19 protein-coding genes are annotated in these 17,043 nt (G+C 65.4%); 8 read left to right on the top strand and 11 right to left on the bottom strand.

Annotation, left to right across the window (positions count from 1 at the left end):
- Window positions 1-52 precede the first annotated feature (52 nt).
- The 4 genes from C7C56_RS10995 to C7C56_RS28765 all read right to left on the bottom strand — a co-directional run bounded on the left by C7C56_RS10995 (window position 53) and on the right by C7C56_RS28765 (window position 3,289).
- A complete protein-coding gene (locus C7C56_RS10995; protein WP_106757447.1) occupies window positions 53-1,435 on the bottom strand; it encodes a caspase family protein in 1,383 nt (460 codons plus the stop codon).
- Entirely contained in the window at window positions 1,432-2,067 is a 636-nt protein-coding gene (locus C7C56_RS10990) for a hypothetical protein (protein ID WP_106757446.1), read from the bottom strand. The genes C7C56_RS10995 and C7C56_RS10990 overlap by 4 nt, the downstream gene beginning before the upstream one ends.
- Complete coding sequence (locus C7C56_RS28770; protein WP_181373125.1) at window positions 2,064-2,756, bottom strand: RNA polymerase sigma factor; 693 nt, start codon at window positions 2,754-2,756, stop codon at window positions 2,064-2,066. Before C7C56_RS28770 ends, C7C56_RS10990 begins: the two co-directional genes overlap by 4 nt.
- Before the next feature lie 104 nt (window positions 2,757-2,860).
- Window positions 2,861-3,289, bottom strand: a complete 429-nt coding sequence (locus tag C7C56_RS28765) for a hypothetical protein (protein ID WP_181373124.1) — start codon at window positions 3,287-3,289, stop codon at window positions 2,861-2,863.
- A gap of 236 nt (window positions 3,290-3,525) precedes the next feature.
- Here C7C56_RS28765 and C7C56_RS10980 point away from each other — a divergent pair, with 236 nt between their 5' ends.
- Together C7C56_RS10980 and C7C56_RS10975 are read left to right on the top strand one after the other, a co-directional pair.
- Window positions 3,526-4,191, top strand: a complete 666-nt coding sequence (locus C7C56_RS10980; protein WP_106757444.1) for a hypothetical protein — start codon at window positions 3,526-3,528, stop codon at window positions 4,189-4,191.
- A gap of 8 nt (window positions 4,192-4,199) precedes the next feature.
- A complete protein-coding gene (locus C7C56_RS10975) occupies window positions 4,200-4,796 on the top strand; it encodes a hypothetical protein (RefSeq protein WP_106757443.1) in 597 nt (198 codons plus the stop codon).
- 99 nt (window positions 4,797-4,895) lie between these two features.
- Here the strand turns inward: C7C56_RS10975 and C7C56_RS10970 are convergent, their stop codons facing one another.
- Window positions 4,896-5,498 carry a helix-turn-helix domain-containing protein gene (locus tag C7C56_RS10970; protein ID WP_106757442.1) on the bottom strand — a complete coding sequence of 201 codons (603 nt, stop codon included), beginning with the start codon at window positions 5,496-5,498 and terminating at the stop codon, window positions 4,896-4,898.
- A 96-nt stretch (window positions 5,499-5,594) separates the two neighbouring features.
- On the opposite strand from C7C56_RS10970, the gene C7C56_RS10965 reads away from it, so the two are divergent.
- The 4 genes from C7C56_RS10965 to C7C56_RS10950 all read left to right on the top strand — a co-directional run bounded on the left by C7C56_RS10965 (window position 5,595) and on the right by C7C56_RS10950 (window position 10,518).
- On the top strand, window positions 5,595-6,791 hold the full coding sequence (locus C7C56_RS10965) for a benzoate/H(+) symporter BenE family transporter (protein ID WP_370660200.1): 1,197 nt from the start codon (window positions 5,595-5,597) through the stop codon (window positions 6,789-6,791).
- A gap of 92 nt (window positions 6,792-6,883) precedes the next feature.
- A complete protein-coding gene (locus C7C56_RS10960) occupies window positions 6,884-7,252 on the top strand; it encodes an HMA2 domain-containing protein (RefSeq protein WP_146204420.1) in 369 nt (122 codons plus the stop codon).
- Between the two features lie 129 nt (window positions 7,253-7,381).
- On the top strand, window positions 7,382-9,004 hold the full coding sequence (locus tag C7C56_RS10955; protein ID WP_106757440.1) for a choice-of-anchor I family protein: 1,623 nt from the start codon (window positions 7,382-7,384) through the stop codon (window positions 9,002-9,004).
- Between the two features lie 260 nt (window positions 9,005-9,264).
- Window positions 9,265-10,518 (top strand): DUF2252 domain-containing protein, encoded by a 1,254-nt coding sequence (locus C7C56_RS10950; RefSeq protein ID WP_106757463.1) that lies wholly within the window; start codon window positions 9,265-9,267, stop codon window positions 10,516-10,518.
- Between the two features lie 175 nt (window positions 10,519-10,693).
- On the opposite strand, the gene C7C56_RS10945 is transcribed toward C7C56_RS10950, so the two are convergent.
- The 3 genes from C7C56_RS10945 to C7C56_RS10935 form a co-directional block, all read right to left on the bottom strand.
- Window positions 10,694-11,980, bottom strand: a complete 1,287-nt coding sequence (locus tag C7C56_RS10945) for a GNAT family N-acetyltransferase (protein ID WP_106757439.1) — start codon at window positions 11,978-11,980, stop codon at window positions 10,694-10,696.
- A gap of 69 nt (window positions 11,981-12,049) precedes the next feature.
- Window positions 12,050-12,544: a hypothetical protein gene (locus C7C56_RS10940; RefSeq protein ID WP_106757438.1), complete on the bottom strand. Its 495-nt coding sequence runs from the start codon at window positions 12,542-12,544 to the stop codon at window positions 12,050-12,052.
- Window positions 12,545-12,785: 241 nt separating this feature from the next.
- Complete coding sequence (locus C7C56_RS10935; RefSeq protein WP_106757437.1) at window positions 12,786-13,139, bottom strand: winged helix-turn-helix transcriptional regulator; 354 nt, start codon at window positions 13,137-13,139, stop codon at window positions 12,786-12,788.
- Between the two features lie 89 nt (window positions 13,140-13,228).
- Here C7C56_RS10935 and C7C56_RS29310 point away from each other — a divergent pair, with 89 nt between their 5' ends.
- Both C7C56_RS29310 and C7C56_RS29305 read left to right on the top strand, forming a co-directional pair.
- The gene (locus C7C56_RS29310) at window positions 13,229-13,465 is read left to right on the top strand and encodes a hypothetical protein (RefSeq protein ID WP_219933139.1); all 237 of its coding nucleotides are present in this window, start codon (window positions 13,229-13,231) and stop codon (window positions 13,463-13,465) included.
- Window positions 13,431-13,772, top strand: coding sequence for a carboxymuconolactone decarboxylase family protein (locus C7C56_RS29305; protein WP_219933138.1), 342 nt, complete (start codon window positions 13,431-13,433; stop codon window positions 13,770-13,772). Before C7C56_RS29310 ends, C7C56_RS29305 begins: the two co-directional genes overlap by 35 nt.
- 568 nt (window positions 13,773-14,340) lie before the next feature.
- Here C7C56_RS29305 and phoR read toward each other — a convergent pair.
- Genes phoR through phoU form a run of 3 tightly spaced genes read right to left on the bottom strand, consistent with a single transcriptional unit; the run spans window position 14,341 to window position 17,033 of the window.
- Window positions 14,341-15,621 (bottom strand): phosphate regulon sensor histidine kinase PhoR, encoded by a 1,281-nt coding sequence (gene phoR, locus C7C56_RS10925; protein WP_106757436.1) that lies wholly within the window; start codon window positions 15,619-15,621, stop codon window positions 14,341-14,343.
- A 7-nt stretch (window positions 15,622-15,628) separates the two neighbouring features.
- Window positions 15,629-16,318, bottom strand: coding sequence for a response regulator (locus C7C56_RS10920; protein ID WP_106757435.1), 690 nt, complete (start codon window positions 16,316-16,318; stop codon window positions 15,629-15,631).
- 4 nt (window positions 16,319-16,322) lie between these two features.
- Window positions 16,323-17,033, bottom strand: coding sequence for a phosphate signaling complex protein PhoU (gene phoU / locus C7C56_RS10915; protein ID WP_106757434.1), 711 nt, complete (start codon window positions 17,031-17,033; stop codon window positions 16,323-16,325).
- Between the last annotated feature and the right edge of the window lie 10 nt (window positions 17,034-17,043).

Raw genomic sequence — 17,043 nt, 5'->3', positions numbered from 1 at the left:
ACCCGGACCGGCCCCGCACAACTAAGCGGCGCCGCCGTCCGAAAGCGGTAAACTATTTTTTTGGCAGCAGCATTTCAAGCAGCTGCGCCGGCCCGGGCGTGCCGCCCTCGGCGCCCATCTGCAGAATGTTCAACTTGGCCGGTGGAAACCCGTGCGCGGCGGCGGCTTCGAAATAGCCGCGCGCCCGGCCGTCGTCGCGGGTGACGCCGTGGCCGAGGTGATACATCTCGCCGAGCTCGTTGAGCGCGAACGGCATCATCTGCGCGGCCGCCATCCGGTACCAGGCCAGGGCCTTCGCATTGCTGCGCGTGGCCTGCCGGCCGACGCCGAAGCCGTCGCGGTGGGCGGCGCCGAGCACGGCCTGCGCGACGACACTGCCGCCCCTGGCCTGGCGCGCCAGACGCGGCAGGTCATCGCGGTTGAGCGCCTTCGCTTCACGCCTGATTTGCGTCGCCAACAACATCTGTTCGGCCACGCTCTGGCTCTGGAACCATTGCGCCACGCCGCCGTCGGCTTCCGGCGGCGCGCCGCGCGAGGCGCCGCCGGCGCCGGGGCCGCGCGGGCGGTACAGCATCGCGCGGCTTGCCGCCGCCGGCACCAGCGCGAAGTCGCCCACCATCGAGGTCGCGACCCAGGGCCGCTGCGCGTCGCCGGTCGCGGCGCGCACCTCGGCCATAACATGCTTCATCGCCAGCTCGAGCGGCACGCCGGGACGCGCCAGCCAGTTCGACAGGGCCAGCGCGAACGGCCCGTTGGCGCCGCTGCCGTCGAGCGCGCGCTCGCCCGGCTGGGTGGCGTAGGCCACCAGCATGCCGTTGGCCGCCCGCTCGGGCACGAAGCCGGTGCTGTCGAAGCCGCGATACACGGGCCGGCCGCCGAGCGCGGCGGCCTCGTTGCGGCAGGCGTCGAGCAGGATGATCGACAGGTGCGCGCCGCTGTCCTTGAAGCGCGCGATTAGATAGTCGACCGGCAGCGCGGCCGGGGCCAGCGCCGCCGCGCGGCGCATCGGCGCGTCGCTCGGGATCAGATAGTTGCGGCCCTTGATCTGCAGGCCGTGGCCGGCGTAATAGAAGGCGCCGACGCCGCCGTCCTTGAGTCCGGTGGCCAGTTTCCCGATCTCGGCGTAGAGGGTGGCGCGCTCGGCGTTGAGCACCAGCGAGGTCGCGTAGCCGGCCGCGCGCAGGCGCGCCGCGATCAAGCGCGCGTCGCGCTCGGCGTTGGGCAGGGAGAAGCCCTCGTCGTAGCGCTGGTTGCCGACCACCAGGGCGAGCTTGGTCGCCTGGCGGTAGTCGAGCGCCGCGGCGTCGCCTGGTGCGGCGGCCACGGCGGCGGGCGCGGCGGCCACCAGCGCGAGCGCCAGCGCGGCGCCGCGACGCCAAAGGCGTGCGCCGGGGCCGCCGGCCGGCGCCAATTTGACCAGGCGTGCGGCGCTCATTTGGGCGCCCCCGCAAGGCGCGCGTCGAGCACCGCCTTGTTTGCCCGCAAGCTTGCCAGCGCCTGTTCGGCGCCGCCGTCGGGGACGGCCAGCCACACCACGCCCTGCTCGTCCGGTCCACCCGCGATCTCGAGATTCATCCCGGCCAGCAGCGCGCGCAATTGGCCGACGCTCAACTGGTCGCTAAAGACCACCATCAACAGTTGCCGGCCCGCTTGTGCGGAATCGGACGCGCCGCGCCAGCGCGCGTCCACCCGGACCGTCTCGAGACGGTAGGTCTGCACGCCAAGACCGAGCGCCAGCATCGCCGCCGCCCCCGCCGCCCAGGCCCGCGACGGCGCCACCCGCCACGCCTGCGCGATCCAGGCGCGCGGGCGCGCCAGCCTGGCCGGCCCGCCCTGATTGACCGCCGCCATCATTTCGGCGAGCGACAGCAAGGGCGCGGCCGCGGCGTAACTGTGCGCAAGGCCCGCGCGCGCATGCGCGGCGGCGGCCTCGCTGTCGGCGACCTCGGCGGCCAGCGCGGGGAGGGCCAGCAACATCGAATGCATCCAGGCCGTCTCGGCATCGTCGAGTTTGTTGCAGACGAACAGGAAGCACAGCTCCCGGAAACGCGTCGAATCGCCGCTCATGTGGTGCGCCCTTCCTTGTTCCAACCGAGCTTTTGGTCCAGGCAGGTACGCATCAATTCGGTAGCATGCCTGACCCAGCCGCGCACCCTTTCGGTGTTGAGAATGAGATCGCCTTGCACCTGCTCCTGCAGCCGGCACGTCATGTCGGCGTAGCTCAGATCCGGGTCGAGCGCCAACTCGAGCGCCAGGCGGTAATTGCGCTTACCGCTTGGCAAGGCCTCGATGCACAGCGCGGCCGCCCGCTCGACCTGTTTCTGGTACAGCGCGTCAGCGCTTGGGGGCAAAGGACAGGCGAACGAATCGAAGTCGCCGCCGTCCTCCTCGATCAGTTTGCCGTCCTTGTACAGCAAGCGCAACTGGTCGATCGCGCATTGCCGCGTGATCAGCTTGGCCCAGGTTTCGACCGATGCCAGCTTGGGGTCGTAGCTGTGCGCGCTGCGCACGATTTTGACCCACGCCTCCTGCACCGCCACCTTCGCGACATCGGCGTTGTAGCGGGTCGACTGCAGGGCCTGCTTTTCCAGCTTTTTCTCGAGGCAGTTGTAGAACGCCGTGTGCGCCGCGTCCAGATCGCGCCCGCGCCCGCGCGGTTGGCCGAACTTGCGCAACAGCGCGGTCAGCTCGGCGTTATTCAGATCTGGTTCAGACACGGCCGCAACCTGTCCGGGCTGTGGGGTAAGGCTGCTCATGCATGCTTCTAGGCTCCTGGAGAATGGCGGCGGCGCCCGCTGGGCCATCGATGTGTTTTTCTTCGCGACAATTGTAAGACATTGACATGAAATGGCCAAAACAATCAGTTTGCACGTTTTGCCACCGCCGCGCGGCTGGCAGCATTGGCCTCCTGCATCTGTGCGGCGAACATCGTCAACGCATGGCCGAGGCCGCGGATGGCGCGCCGCAGATACTCGGTCCAGCGCGCCTGCTGGTCGAACCACAGCTCCACCGTGAACCAGACCTGGTCGCGCTGGGTGTGGCCTTTGACGACCTTGACCTTGCGGTTGATGTTGTCGAGCACCGCGAGTGCCAATTGCAACTCGGCCGGGGTTTCGATTTCCCACACATTGGCCAGGACCAGCTTGCCGAAACCGGGATCCTTGGCGTCGAAGCACAGCACAAAACCCAGGCCCTCGCATTTGAAGCGGATATCGCCGTCGCTATCGAGTTCGGTGCGGAATCCCTCGGATTCAAAATGGTCCAGCAGGGTTTGAACGTTCGCGTCCATACGGGCTCCTGATAGTGGTTGATGGTTGATGGTTGATGGTTGATCGACCCGCGCGCACACGAAAGCGCGGCGGGATAACCACTATTCGCGGGCCGGGCCGGAAACCGGAAAAAAATTTTCGGGTCGGGACGCTCGCGGCAGACATCATCAATGCCAGATTGACAATTTATCATGGTCTCGTGCATCATATGGCGCAATAGGCGCACGCCGACGACACCTTCAGGATCAGGAACCCCATGTTTGGCCCAACCGATGAGACGATCAGGAAGCATTACATCCTGGCCCTGCAAAACAGCTATATCAAAACGGTCGAACTGGCGCCCCGCCACAGCGAGCCCTATGCCGATCTGTACCCGACGCACAACAGCGGCAAGTTCAAGGCTCCCCCGTCCAATCTGCTATCGCGCTGGGTACTTCTGGCCGGCTTTGCGGCCGCGGCCTACACCGCCACCTTGTACGACCCGATGGCGATGATCGAGCGCCCCAACTTGGCGCCGCAGGAACGGGCCATTCTCGCCAAACCCGCGCTCGCGAAGCTGTTCACCTCGCAGGCGGCCTATAAAAAGCTCAGGCGCTGCACCCGCGGGAAGAAGCCGCTTTGCTACCTGCCGCTCGAAAGCATCCGCAACAACCCGAGCGCCCTGAAGTCGCCCGCGACCGCCGCCAACGACGTTTGCCGCATGCTCGCCGGCCAGGACAGCCAATATGGCATCGCGCCCGACTACAAACTGGTCGCCGCGACACCGATCGGCAAGGAGAAAACCAGCCGCTGCGAGCTGACCAACCTGGCCGCGCCCGAGGCCAACCGGGGCACCATTTTCCACTGGCTGTATGTGACGCTGATGATCAACCTCGGCACGATCGCCGTGGTGCTGCTGCTGCGCCTTGTGCGTTACCGTTGAAAGTCGATATGGATCTCCTGCTGCTCTACGTTCTCACCTTCCCAAGCACGATACAGGCAACGCTGTTGGGCCTGGCATTGGTGTTGTTCTGCATCCGCGATAAAAAAAGCTATCAAAAAACCTACCGGGGCAATACCGTTTTTTGCTTCGTGGGCAAGCTGAAGATCGTGATCGATCCGCGCCAGGCGGTCTCCCCGATCGCCCTATTTTTCGACGGCAAGCGGTACTTCGCAACGCCCTTCTCGGCAAGCATGAGCGTCGAAAACATCAAGGAAACGCGCCTCAATTACAGCTATTCGACCAGTTCCACGAGCGGCACCCACGCCTCGGACGGGACCTACATACCGCCGCAGACGGTCACGCACAAAACCGCGACCGGCGGCAGCCATGAGGTCACGGTGGGAAAGGAGCTGGTCTTTTCCTTCAACACCGTCGACCCGAAAGGCAAGGACGGCGTGATCAAAAAGCGCTTCGCGGTCAAGGTCAAGAGCGCCAAGCAAGCCGAAGCGGCGAGAAAACTCATGGTCCAACTGGACGCGCTGGTCAAGGAAAAGAACCAGGCCATGGTGAAGGTGGCTGCCGGCTTGAAGGGCGTCGCCGCCTGACGCGCCACCGGGGTCTGACCCCGGGTCTGACCCCGGGTCTGACCCCGGGTCGGAGCCCGGGTCGGAGCCCATCCAAGGGATTTTGTTGAATCCGGTGGTTTATGGAAAATAAATTGGCGGTGCCGTGCTACCCAGATAGCAAATCAGGTTGTGGCACAGCGCCGGCAACGTTCCGGTATTGCGGTAGCCGTGCGGACGGTCGGCCGCAAAACGCACGGCGTCGCCCTCGGCCAAGGCTTGCCACCCCCCGTCAAACAGTACTTCGATCGCGCCGCGCACAACGATGACATGCTCGATCACGCCGGCCGCGTGTGGATCCGACAGGCGCTCATAGCCGGGACCGAGCGTCAGCTCCAGCATCTCGAAACCCAAACCGGCGTCGTACGGGAACAAAGGGGCGAGCAGCATTTCATCGCTCGCCGGCTTGCCGCGAAGACTAGATGCCGAACGCAACAAGGTGGCCGGCGCCTGCCCGGCCGACGGCGCCAGAAACGCGGACAGGGAACACTGGAAGCCGGTCGCGATCTTCCAAAGCGTGGCGATCGTCGGACTCGATTCGCCGCGCTCGATCTGGCCCAGCATCGCCTTGCTCACGCCGGTCTCACGCGCGGCGCGCTCCAGGCTCCAGACCCGCGCCGCACGCAGGGCCCGCAAGGTTTGCGACAAATACGACGATAGCGCGCTCGGGCTGGTTTCGGACATGGTGCGGGGCAAATTATTGAGGCTGGATCGTTGTGCAGTATAACGCACGATGCTATGCTGATTTCGTGCGCTATAACGCACGTTTTAGTCAACCAGATGGATACCGTCATGAGCGAATCACCCTCCCGCGCCGCGCGCAACCAGCATTTTTCACACATATCGGCCGGTTTCATCGCCGTGCTGGTCGGCTACACGAGTTCGGCCGCGGTCGTGTTCCAGGCCGCCAACGCGGCCGGGGCGACGCCCGGGCAGCTATCGTCGTGGCTGTGGGCGCTCGGGATCGGCATGGGGCTCAGTTGCATCGGCCTGTCGCTGGCCACCCGCAGCCCGGTCCTGACCGCCTGGTCGACCCCTGGCGCCGCCCTGCTCGCGACCAGCCTGGTGGGCGTGCCGATGGCCGAGGCGATCGGCGCCTTCATGCTCGCATCGGCCCTGATGACCATCGCCGGCGTCAGCGGCGGCTTCGAACGCATCATGCGTTGCATCCCGAACGCGGTCGCCGCGGCGATGCTCGCCGGCGTGCTGCTGCGCTTCGGCACCTCGGCGTTCGGCGCGCTCGCCGCCGACAAGCTGCTCGTCGCGCTGATGATCGCCACCTTCTTCGCCGCGCGCCGCTGGCTGCCGCGCTACGCCGTGCCGTTGACCCTGCTGGCCGGCCTGGCGGTCGCCTTCGCCGGCGGCGCGGTCCGCATGGACCAAGTGCGCTGGCAACTGGCCGCGCCCGTGTGGACCATGCCGGTGTTCTCGCCGGCGGCCATGGTCGGGGTCGGGGTGCCGCTGTTTATCGTCACGCTCGCCTCGCAGAACCTGCCCGGGCTGGCCGTGCTGCGCGCCAACGGCTACCAGACCCCGGCCGCCCCGCTGATCGGCTGGACCGGCCTGACCGGCCTCGTGCTGGCCCCGTTCGGCGGCTTTTCGTTCAACCTGGCCGCGATCACGGCGGCCATCTGCATGAGCCGGGACGCCGACCCCGACCCGGCGCGGCGCTACCGGGCAGCCATCTGGGCCGGCGCCTTTTATCTTGCCACCGGGGTGTTCGGCGCGACCGTGGCCGGCCTGCTCATCGCGTTCCCGCAATCGCTGATCCTCGCCATCGCCGGCCTGGCCCTGCTCTCGACCATCGGCAACAGCCTGGCGACGGCGCTGGCCGACGAGGCCGGGCGCGACGCGGCCCTGGTGACTTTTCTGGTGACGGCCTCGGGCCTGACCCTGTTCGGGGTCGGCGGCGCCTTCTGGGGCCTGCTGATGGGCATCGCCATCACCCGCCTGCAGCGCCCGAGGCCAACGCGATGACTTGACCGCGAGCGCCCCCGCCAAATAATTGCATCTGTCATGTCCGCGTCATCTTGCCTTGCTACTGTGGTGGCACGCAAAGGAGGAACGACATGAACGGACACCCCCAACAGCAGGCTGGACGCCTACGGCTTCGCTTCAGCGAGCTCAAACACGATGCGGGACGGCGCCAGCGGGTGCTCGCCGCGCTCGCCAATGTCGACGGCGTGATCTCGGTCGGCGCCAACGCCATCACCGGCGGCATGCTGATCTACTACGACGCCATCAAAGGCAACACACGCAAATTCTGGGACGAGGTCGAGCATGTCCTCGCGGCCCACCGGCTGCAGCAAGACCTGTGGCCGACCCGGCGCCGCAGGCCGGCCACGGCGTTCGGCCATGGCGCAGCCGGCGCCACCGATGTTCCCGCGGTTGGCATTTTGCAACGCTCGGCAAGGGTGCTGGCCGCGGCCGCATTTTAAAGCGCGCCATATTCCGCTAGCGCCGACTGCGTTCGCCGTCGCCCGCCGAAAGACCTTGGCCGATGTCATAAGCACGTCATCGAGCGTTGCAATAATCGCAGTTTTCGACCACTGCGCAAGGCTTACACGATGACCATCCCCACCCGCCGCCACCTGCTGGCAATGCTGTTCCCACTGACCATGCTCGCCTCCTGCGGCGGCAGCGACGTGGCGCCGACACCGACGTCGCTGTCGCTCGAAAAGATCGGCGCCTACGACGGCGCCGCGGCCGGCGCGGCCGAAATCACCGCCTACGACCCGCCCAGCAAGCGCCTGTTCGTCGTCAACGGCGCCAACGGCTCGGTCGACGTGCTCGACCTGGCCACGCCATCGGCGCCAAAACTGCTCGGCACCATCAGCGTGGCCGCGCTCGGCGGCGGCGTCAACAGCGTGGCGATCCACGACGGCCTGGTCGCGCTGGCGGTCGAGGCCAAGGTCAAGACCGCGCCCGGCGTGGTCGCCTTCTACAACGCGGCCGACCTCAAATTCCTGCACGCCGTCGGCGTCGGCGCCCTGCCCGACATGGTCGCGTTCACGCCCGACGGCAAGAGCGTGCTCGTCGCCAACGAGGGCGAGCCGAACAGCTACGGCCTGGCCGACTCGGTCGATCCGGAGGGCTCGGTCAGCGTCATCACGGTCAACCGCGGCGGCACCCCGACCGTCGCGACGGCCCATTTCAAGGACTTCATCGGCCGCGAGGCGGACCTGCGCAACGCCGGCGTGCGCCTTTACGGACCGGGCGCGAACGCGGCCCAGGACCTCGAGCCCGAGTACATCGTGGTCGCCGCCGACGGCAAGACCGCCTATGTCACGCTGCAGGAGAACAATGCGATCGCGCTCGTCGACATCGCCGGCGCCAAGATCACCTCGGTCAAGCCGCTCGGCTTCAAGAACCACAACGTGGCCGGCGCCGGCATGGATGCGAGCGACGAGGACGGCGGCACCAACACCAACTCGGGCACACCCGCCATCAAGATCGCGCCGCAGCCGGTAAAGGGCATGTACCTGCCCGACGGCATGGCCATGTTCAGCGTCAAAGGCGGCAGCTATCTGATCACCGCCAACGAGGGCGACGCGCGCGCCGACTGGCCTGGCTTCGATGAAGAGGTACGGGTGCGCGCGCATTGCCCGCTCGGGCTCGACCCGGCCGTGTTCGGCGCCGACGCGGCCAATCTGCTGTTCGATTCGAACCTGGGCCGGCTGCGCGTGACGAGCACCCCGAACGGCGGCAAGACGGGCAAGAACGCGCTCGGCCAATGCAGCGAATTGTTTTCGTTCGGGGCGCGCTCGTTCTCGATCTGGTCGACCGACATCGTGCGGGTCTACGATTCCGGCGACGAACTCGAGCAGCGCACCAAGGCCTTGTCCAATGTCGCGTTCAACGCCAGCCACGACAACAACAGCCTCGACGGGCGCAGCGCCAGCAAGGGACCGGAGCCAGAAGGCGTCGTGGTCGGCGCGTTCGGCGACAAGACCTTCGCCTTCGTCGGCCTCGAGCGCATCGGCGGCGTGGCCGTGTACGACGTGAGCGTTCCCACCGCGCCGGTGTTCGCGACCTACCTCAACACCCGCACCGGCGCGACGGGCGACCGCGGCCCCGAGGGTCTGGCACTGGTGATGGCCGATAAATCCCCGAACGGCAAGCCGCTTCTGATCGTCGGCAACGAGGTCAGCGGCACCACCGCGATCTACCAGCTGAACCTGACGTACTGACGGGACCCATGCCAGCGGCACACACGCGAATCCACTCCACCATCATCGACAAGTCGCCATCGCGCCTCCATCGCGTGCTCGTTACCATCCTTGCCGGTGGCGCCATGCTGGGCGGCCGCGGCAGCGCCCCGCAATCCGAGACCCACCAATGATCGGACGCCCGGGCGCGCCGGCCGGCGCATTCAAATAAGCGCGCGCGGCGCTGCAAGGACCGAAGCGTGTACCCTGTCATTTCGGCATTGCTCATCAAGGACAACACGATGCATAAAATACAAGAACGCAATGTCGCCGGCCTCGTCGCCGCCTTCAACGCCGACCGCGAGCCCGAACGGGTCGGCCTGAAATACAAGGCCCTCGCCAAGGACCCGTTCACCTTCCTGCGCGGCACATGCCATCTGTTCTACCAGGATTTTCCCGACTCCATGAAACAGGGCCAGGCGCCGCTGGCCTGGATCTGCGGCGACCTCCATTTGGAGAACTTCGGCAGCTACAAGGGCGACAACCGCCTGACCTATTTCGACATCAACGACTTCGGCGAGGCGGTGCTGGCGCCGGCGAACTGGGAACTGTCCCGCTTCCTGGTCAGCGTGCTGGTCGCCGCGGAGTCGCTGGGGCTGGGCCCGGAATTGCCGACCGACCTGTGCAATTGCTTTCTGGACGCCTACGTGGCCGCGCTGGCCAAAGGCAAGCCGCGCTGGGTCGAGCGGCCCGTGGCAAGGGGCATGGTGAAGGAACTGCTGCAAAGTGTGAAGACGCGCGGCCGCGTCGGTTTCTTGAACGAGCGCAGCAAACTCGTCGACGGCAAGCGCACATTGCGGCTCGACCCCGCCAAGGCCTTGCCCGTCACCAAAGCCGAGCGTGAAAAAGTCGCTGCATTCATGGCCACTTACGCGCAGCGGCAACAGGACCCGGCTTTTTTCAAGGTCCTCGACGTCGCGCGCCGCATCGCCGGCACGGGCAGCCTTGGACTGGAGCGCTACGTCATTCTGGTACGCGGGCGCGGCGCCCCGGAGGGCCATTTTCTGCTCGACCTGAAGTACACGCCCGAATCTGCCCTCGCGCCGTATCTGCCCCACCAGCAGCCGGCATGGGGCAGCCAGGCGCAGCGCGTGGTCGCCATCGGGCAGCGGGTCCAAGCGATCGAGCCGGCATTCCTCGAGGCCGTCAGCATCGGCACCCGCTCCTACGTGCTGCAAGAATTGCTGCCCAGCCAAGACCGGTTGGCCCTCGACACCTGGGACGGCAAACCGCAGCGTCTCGAAGGCGTGATGCGCAGCATGGGCGAGATCCTGGCCTGGGGCCAGTTGCGCGCCGGCGGGCGCGAGGGCGCGGCCGATGCCGACGCGTGGATCGCCCATGCCGCCGACGCCGCCTCCTGGCGCCCGCCGCTGCTCGCCTATGCGCATAGCTACCGCGACCAGGTCATCGCCGACTGGAAGCAATATAGAACCGCGTTCCAGGCTGCGCACAAGGCGCGCGCGCGGCAGACGCCGAAAAAAAATCCGAAGCGCTGAACGATTCCCCGGCGCCGCGGCGGCAGCCCATCGACCTGGACGCTCAAGCAATATCAGGCGCGCAAAAAAACGCCCGCGCCATTGCGGGCGCGGGCTGAAAGGAGATATTCAAGCGTCCAACTCGAATGCCCCATTTTGCCTCCCGCGTATGACGGGCGCGTGACGCGCGATACCGTCAAACCGACTCGGCGCCGGCGGCGTCGACGCCCGCCTTGGCCGCCTTCTTGAACGGGCTGCGTTCCGGCGCGTCGTCGTGATCGATGTTGAGCAGGAAGTGCTTGATCGCCTTGTTCAGGATCGGCTGGGTATGGCGCACCATGACGCCGAATGTCTGCGGCTTGGCGCCGAGGGAGGCCTTCGGTTCCAGCGCCGTCCTGCCATACGAGATCGATTTGCACCCCATGCCGATCGCATCGGCGATGCCCGCGTGCAGCAGGCGCAAATAGATCGGCAATTCGGCCGCCGCCGCGCGGTCGAATCCGATGTGGTAGGCGATCGAGGTGTCGCCATCGGCCACCGAGATCAAAAAGCCCAACAGCGCGTCCTTGCGCTTGACCACGCTGCAGCGGAAGCGCTCGCCCGCGACCTTCTGCAAGGCGGGAAAATAATGCGGCTGCAATTCGATCGGGCGGAAATCGGCGTTCACCTGGACCGCCTTGTAAAGCAGGTGGATCTGGTCCTGGATCGCCGCCAGGTCCGACACATGTTCGACCGTGCAGCCCGCCTCCTCCATCGTCTTGAAAATGGCGTTGCGCACCTTGGTCCGGTATTTGGACGCGAGGCTGGCGAGGTAGTCGTCGTGGTTCTTCCACCCCGCGTCGAGCGTCAACAACATATTGGGCTCGGTTTCCACGTAGCGGTAACTGAGGTTCTCCAGATGCGCGGCTTGCTCGAGGAATGGCGCGTGCAAGTCCTTGATCATGATGAACTGGGTTTTTCCGGCGAGCTTTTCGGCCTGGCGCACGCGGTACAGCACCTCGGCCACGCCGTGCCAGGCAAGCTTCGGATCGACGCCCTGCGCGAACGCGATGCCGTGCTGGCCGAATGTCAGCAAGTTGCCGCAGGTGAGCACGCGCTGCTTGGCCTTTTGGGCGAACTGTTCCAGCGGGGTGGCGACGGCATCGGCGCAGTTCTTCTCGGGGCGCGCCTGCGCCAGGCTGATCTCGGCGATCTGCATATAGAGCGCCGCCACCGCCACCCGGTCGGCGCCCTCGCCGCTATAGATCATCGCGTACCGGGGCGACAAGTTCGTCGGCAGCACATGCTCCAAGGCCTTGAGATAGGCGTGCGACATGAAGAACCCGGACGCGTCGCCCAGGTTTTTCCAAGCCTGCGCGTCGAGCATGCCGATCGAATCGGCGATCGCGTAATACAGATTGGCCGGACCGCGCAAGCGCTTGCGCTCGCTGCTGCGCTCGGTCAGCGACGATGTGATCGACCGCAGTTTCTCTGGAATGTTCATGGAGTCGCTTTCCTTTAAGAGGGGACGGCCAGGCCAGGCGCAGCGGCATCGCCGCGCCCTGCCTTCGGATTACTTCTTGCCGGATTCGGCCTTTTGCATCGATTCGAGCATCAGGGCATACTCCTGGTCGTTGATCTTGCCGATTTGCTCGAGCATGGAATACATGCTGTTGGCGGCCGCACAGGCCTTGGTCGGATCGCCCTGCTTCTTGGATTTCTCGAATGCGGGACCGGCCTCCATGAACTTCCCGAACATCGCCATTTTGTCGCTTTCGAATTTCGCGATCGCCGGCTCGCCCATTACGTTGACCAGAAAGCTTCCACGTTGCGCTTTGGTCCAGCGTTTGCTGGCGACCATCCTGTTCCCGATGTCGTCCATTTGTTTTTGCACGACGGTTTCGCGCTGCTTTTGTGCTGCGCGCAGGTCGTTCATATCGGCGTCAAAACGGGCGACACGCTGCGTGGCGCTGCTCTTGGTGTCGCACGAGGCGCCTGGCGCCTGGGCGCATGCGAGGCCGGCGGCGACGGATAAAGCAGTAGCGATGGCGATGTGCGAAATTTTCATGAATGTCCTGGTTGTTTGCTGGGTTAAGAACGGCTTCGGGTCTTAAATATTCATCCAGCTGGTCGAGTTTCCCTCGGAACCATCTGGATCAATAGTTAAATTATAAACGTTTCCATAGTGCTGCCATAAAAATACCCGCGCCCCCGCACGCGTGGCGCTTGCCATTTTTTTGCCAATCGATTCGGGCGTAAACAACGCGCGGCGGCGACCCGCTTCGCATGGGCGCACCGCTGTTTGGAAGTTATAGATCCGTCTCCGATTCTGCCGAGACCAGCATTTTCTGCCATTCCTCGGACCATTGCAGCAAGGGCATCATGGCCTTCAGTAAGCTTTTTCCGGACTGGCTCAGGGTGTAGCCGCCCGCCTGCGCCGTTTCGATGATGAGGGTCTCGCGCAGCTCGTGCAGGCGCTGATTGAGCACCGTCGGCGACATCGCGTCGCAGCGCTCGCGCAATTGCCGGAACGTCAGGGGGGTGTCGCGCAACTCCCAGATGATGCGCATCGCCCAGCGCCGGCCCAGCAGATCGAGCAAGGCCATGATCGGCCGTCCGGTGTCGGAGCAGCGCACCGGCGCGCCTGGTTTTGGTGCGGCCATCAACTCTCCCGATGCTACGTTAAGCGTAGCGTAATGCTACACTATTCGTAGCATTATCCGATTGTAGCATCCACCTCAGGGAGATCCGTATGTCGAGCACCAGAATAGTCCCGCTTGAAGCCCCGTTTGCCGATCCGGTCGCGGCGGCATTCGCCAAGTTCCTGCCTCCCGGCATGGAGCCGCTGAAAATTTTCCGGACGCAGGCACACAATCCGCGCGTGATCGAGCGCATGTTCGCCAGCAATTTGCTCGACAAGGGGTCGATCGACGTGCGCGCGCGAATTGCTCATCATGCGCACCTGCGCCCGTTGCGGCTCGGAGTATGAATGGGGCGTACACGTCGCCTTGTTCACGAAACAGGCGACATTGAGCGCGGCCGATGTGGCGGCAACGTTGACGAACGGACCGAACGACCTGCCCGCACACGAGGCGATGTTGCTCAAGGCCGCCGACGAACTGCACGACAGCTCAACCATTTTGGACGGCCTGTGGAGTGAGATGGCGCTGCATTATTCTCCGGCGCAAATCATCGAACTGATCGCCTTGGTCGGCAACTACCACGCGGTTTCCTTCATCGCGAACGCCGCCAGGGTGGACCTGGAGCCGTTCGCGCCGCGCTTCAACCAGGCGTGACCGGCCACCGATGGCGAGGCCGGCGCAGACGACGCGCCGAGCCCACCGCATTTTGGCGGATTCGCCGGTTGGCGCGATTTCAACACCACGGCAAAACGCTTGACCGCACCGTTCTCCCCACGCCTGGAAAAATCTTTTATAAACTGCAAGTAAAAAAAACTGGCACTTGCTTCGAAGTCGACCGTGTTTTGTAACCGGGGTCTGACCCCAGTTATGCAATCTTCCCTAATCGGGGTCAGACCCCGATAGCGCACGCGGCTTGCTGGACGGTAAAAAGTCATTGGATTCAAGGGCTGGTAGAGACGATGTCCCTCCCGCGCAAGCAATGTTTCGCAACCGGGGTCTGACCCCGATAGCGGAACAGTTCGTAAGTGGGGTCAGACCCCGGTTACAAAACAATGCCTGCGCTCATGGGATGCCGGGTGGGAGTCGAAGTCGGGCTGCGCATCGGCGCGGATCGAGATCGATTGCAGGTAGGGCTTGGCGGCAATCGCCATGTGTCGCTCCCGGTCGCCGCCGCAAGGCGTCAAGCTTGCGATTGCAAGCTGCGCAAGCCCCCGGCGGCCGGCTAGCCGCCCGGCAGGTTGGCGATGAAGCTGCTGCCCTTGCCCGCCTCCGACGTGATGCTCAGGTTGCCGCCGTGGCGCAGCAGCACGTGTTTGACGATCGCCAGCCCGAGCCCGGTGCCCTTGGTCTCGCGCGAACGGCTCTTGTCGACCCGGTAGAAGCGTTCGGTCAGGCGCGAGATGTGCGACTGGTCGATGCCGATGCCGGTGTCGGTGACGACGAAGCGCGGCCCGCCCGGCCCGTCGCGCCATGCCAGCGCGATGCTGCCGCCCTCGGGCGTGTAGCGCACCGCGTTCGAGGCCAGGTTGCCGAAGGCGCTGCGCAACTCCTCGGCGCTGCCGTTGACGTCGGGCCCGTCGACGGTGGCGCCGATGGTGTGGCGCCCGCCCGACAGCGCGCGCGCCTCGCCCAGGATCTCCTCGACCAGCGCGCGCATGTCGACGCGCTCGCGCCGCAGCGGATAGTCGACCGATTCGAGCCGCGACAAGGTCAGCATGTCTTCGATCAGGCGCTGCATCCGGTGCCCCTGCTCGGTCATCAGTTTGAGGTGCGCGGCGCGCGTCTCGGCGTCGATCATCATGTCGCTCGAGGCGATCTCGAGGAAGCCGACGATCACCGTCAGCGGCGTGCGCAGCTCGTGCGAGGCGTTGGCGATGAAGTCGCGCCGCATCTCCTCGATGCGCACGGTCTCGGTGACGTCGTGCGTGACCAGGATCTGGCGCCGGTTCTCGAACGGGATGATCTGGCAGATCAGCTTGCGGTCGCGAAAAGCCAGCGTGAGCGGCTGCTCGTAGCGCCCGAGGATGATGTAGTCGATGAAGTCGGGATGGCGGATCAGGTTGGTCACGCGCATGCCCTTGTCGCGCTCGAGCGTGAGCCCGAGGTGGCGCTCGGCGGCCGGGTTGCACCATTCGAGGAACAGCACGTCGTCCATGATGGCCACGCCGTCGGGCAGCAGATGCATGGCCTGGCGGAAGCGCGCCAGCCATTCGGTCAGCTCGGCCTTGTTGCGCTCGTCGTCGCGTCGCAGGCGGTAAAGGCGCGCGAAGATCTCGGTCCACGAACCCCAGCCGTCGGGCAGGCGCGCGCTGTGCGGCTCGTCGAGCCAGACCCCGAGCTGGTTCAGGTAGCGCAACTGCACGAACAGCAGAAAAATGACCGCCAGCAGCGCCGCGGCGAGCCCGTAGACCAGCCCGAACAGCCACCACAGCACGGCCGCGCCGGCCAGTATCAGGCCCATGCGCAACAGCGCGGGTATCCAGAACAGCAGGGTCGGATTCACGCCGGCCCTACTTCTCGGACAGCATGTAGCCGACGCTGCGCACGGTCTTGATCAGTCCCTCCGAGGCCTTGAGCGCCTTGCGCAGGCGCAGCACGTGGACGTCGACGGTGCGCTCCTCGATCACGGCGTGGTCGCCCCACACCTTGTCGAGCAGCTGGCTGCGCGAAAACACGCGCTCGCGGTGCGCCAGTAAAAACTTGAGCAGCTTGAACTCGGCGTGGCCGATGTCGATGCGCTCGCCGCCGATGCTCACCGAGCAGCTGACCGGGTCGAGTTCGACCGTGCCGGCCGACATCACCATCTGCGCGTGCTCGGGGCTCTTGCGGCGCAGCAGCGCCTTCGAGCGCGCCAGCAATTCGCGCGGGGAGAACGGCTTGGTCACATAGTCGTCGGCGCCGGTGTCGAGGCCGGCGAGCTTGTCCTCCTCCATGCTCTTGGCGGTGAGCATGATCACCGGGATGTCCTGGAAGTTGCGGTCGAGCCGGATGCGCGAGAGCAGGCGCAGGCCGGTCTGGTCGGGCAGCATCCAGTCGAGGAAGATCATCTGCGGCGTGCGCTGGAGCAGGAAATCCCAGGCCTCGGACACGCTCGAGACGGCGCACAGGTCCCAGCCGGCCTCGCGCAGCGAGAACTTGACGAGCTCGACGATCGCGGGCTCGTCCTCGACGATCAGTACGGTGGTTTTTCCGGTCGCCATCGGCTCAGTTCGCCCCTTGGTCCGGCAGCACCGGCGCGCTCGGCTTGGTGTGGCGGATGTCCTTGCCCTCGACCACGTAGATCACGTACTCGGCGATGTTCTTGGCATGGTCGCCGATCCGCTCGATGGCCTTGGCCACCCACAGCGTGTCGAGCGCGGACGAGATGGTGCGCGGGTCCTCCATCATGAAGGTGATCAGGTTGCGCATGATCGAGCGGAACTCGTGGTCGATCACGGCGTCGCGCGCGATCAGTTGCAGCGCGACCTTGCCGTCGAGCCGGGCGAAGGCGTCGAGCGCGTCGTGCAGCATGTCGGAGGTGGCCGTCGAGATCGTGCGCACCATCTCGAAATGGTTCAGGCCGGGGGTGCCGCGCCCGTGCAGGCTCTTGGCGGTGCGCGCGATTTTCGCGGCCTCGTCGCCGATGCGCTCGAGGTCGGTGATGACCTTGATCGTGGCCATCACGGTGCGCAGGTCGTTGGCGGTCGGCTGGCGCTTGACGATCAGGTGGCTGCAGGCGTCGTCGAGCGAGACCTCGAGCTGGTTGACGACGTCGTCCTCGGCGATCACGCGGTCGGCGCGCTCCGGGTTGCCGATGCGAAAGCACGCCATCGCGTCGAGGAACTGGGTCTCGACGATGCCGCCCATGAGCAACACCTTGGAGCGGATCGTTTCTAATTCGTGGTCGTACTGTTTGGATGAATGTTCGCCTATCATGCTGCTCTCC

It is taken from the genome of Massilia glaciei (genome assembly GCF_003011895.2).
GTDB classification, from domain to species: domain Bacteria; phylum Pseudomonadota; class Gammaproteobacteria; order Burkholderiales; family Burkholderiaceae_D; genus Telluria_A; species Telluria_A glaciei.
The sequence above is the reverse complement of the archived record's forward strand: the minus strand, read 5'-3'. Positions and strand labels throughout refer to the sequence as shown.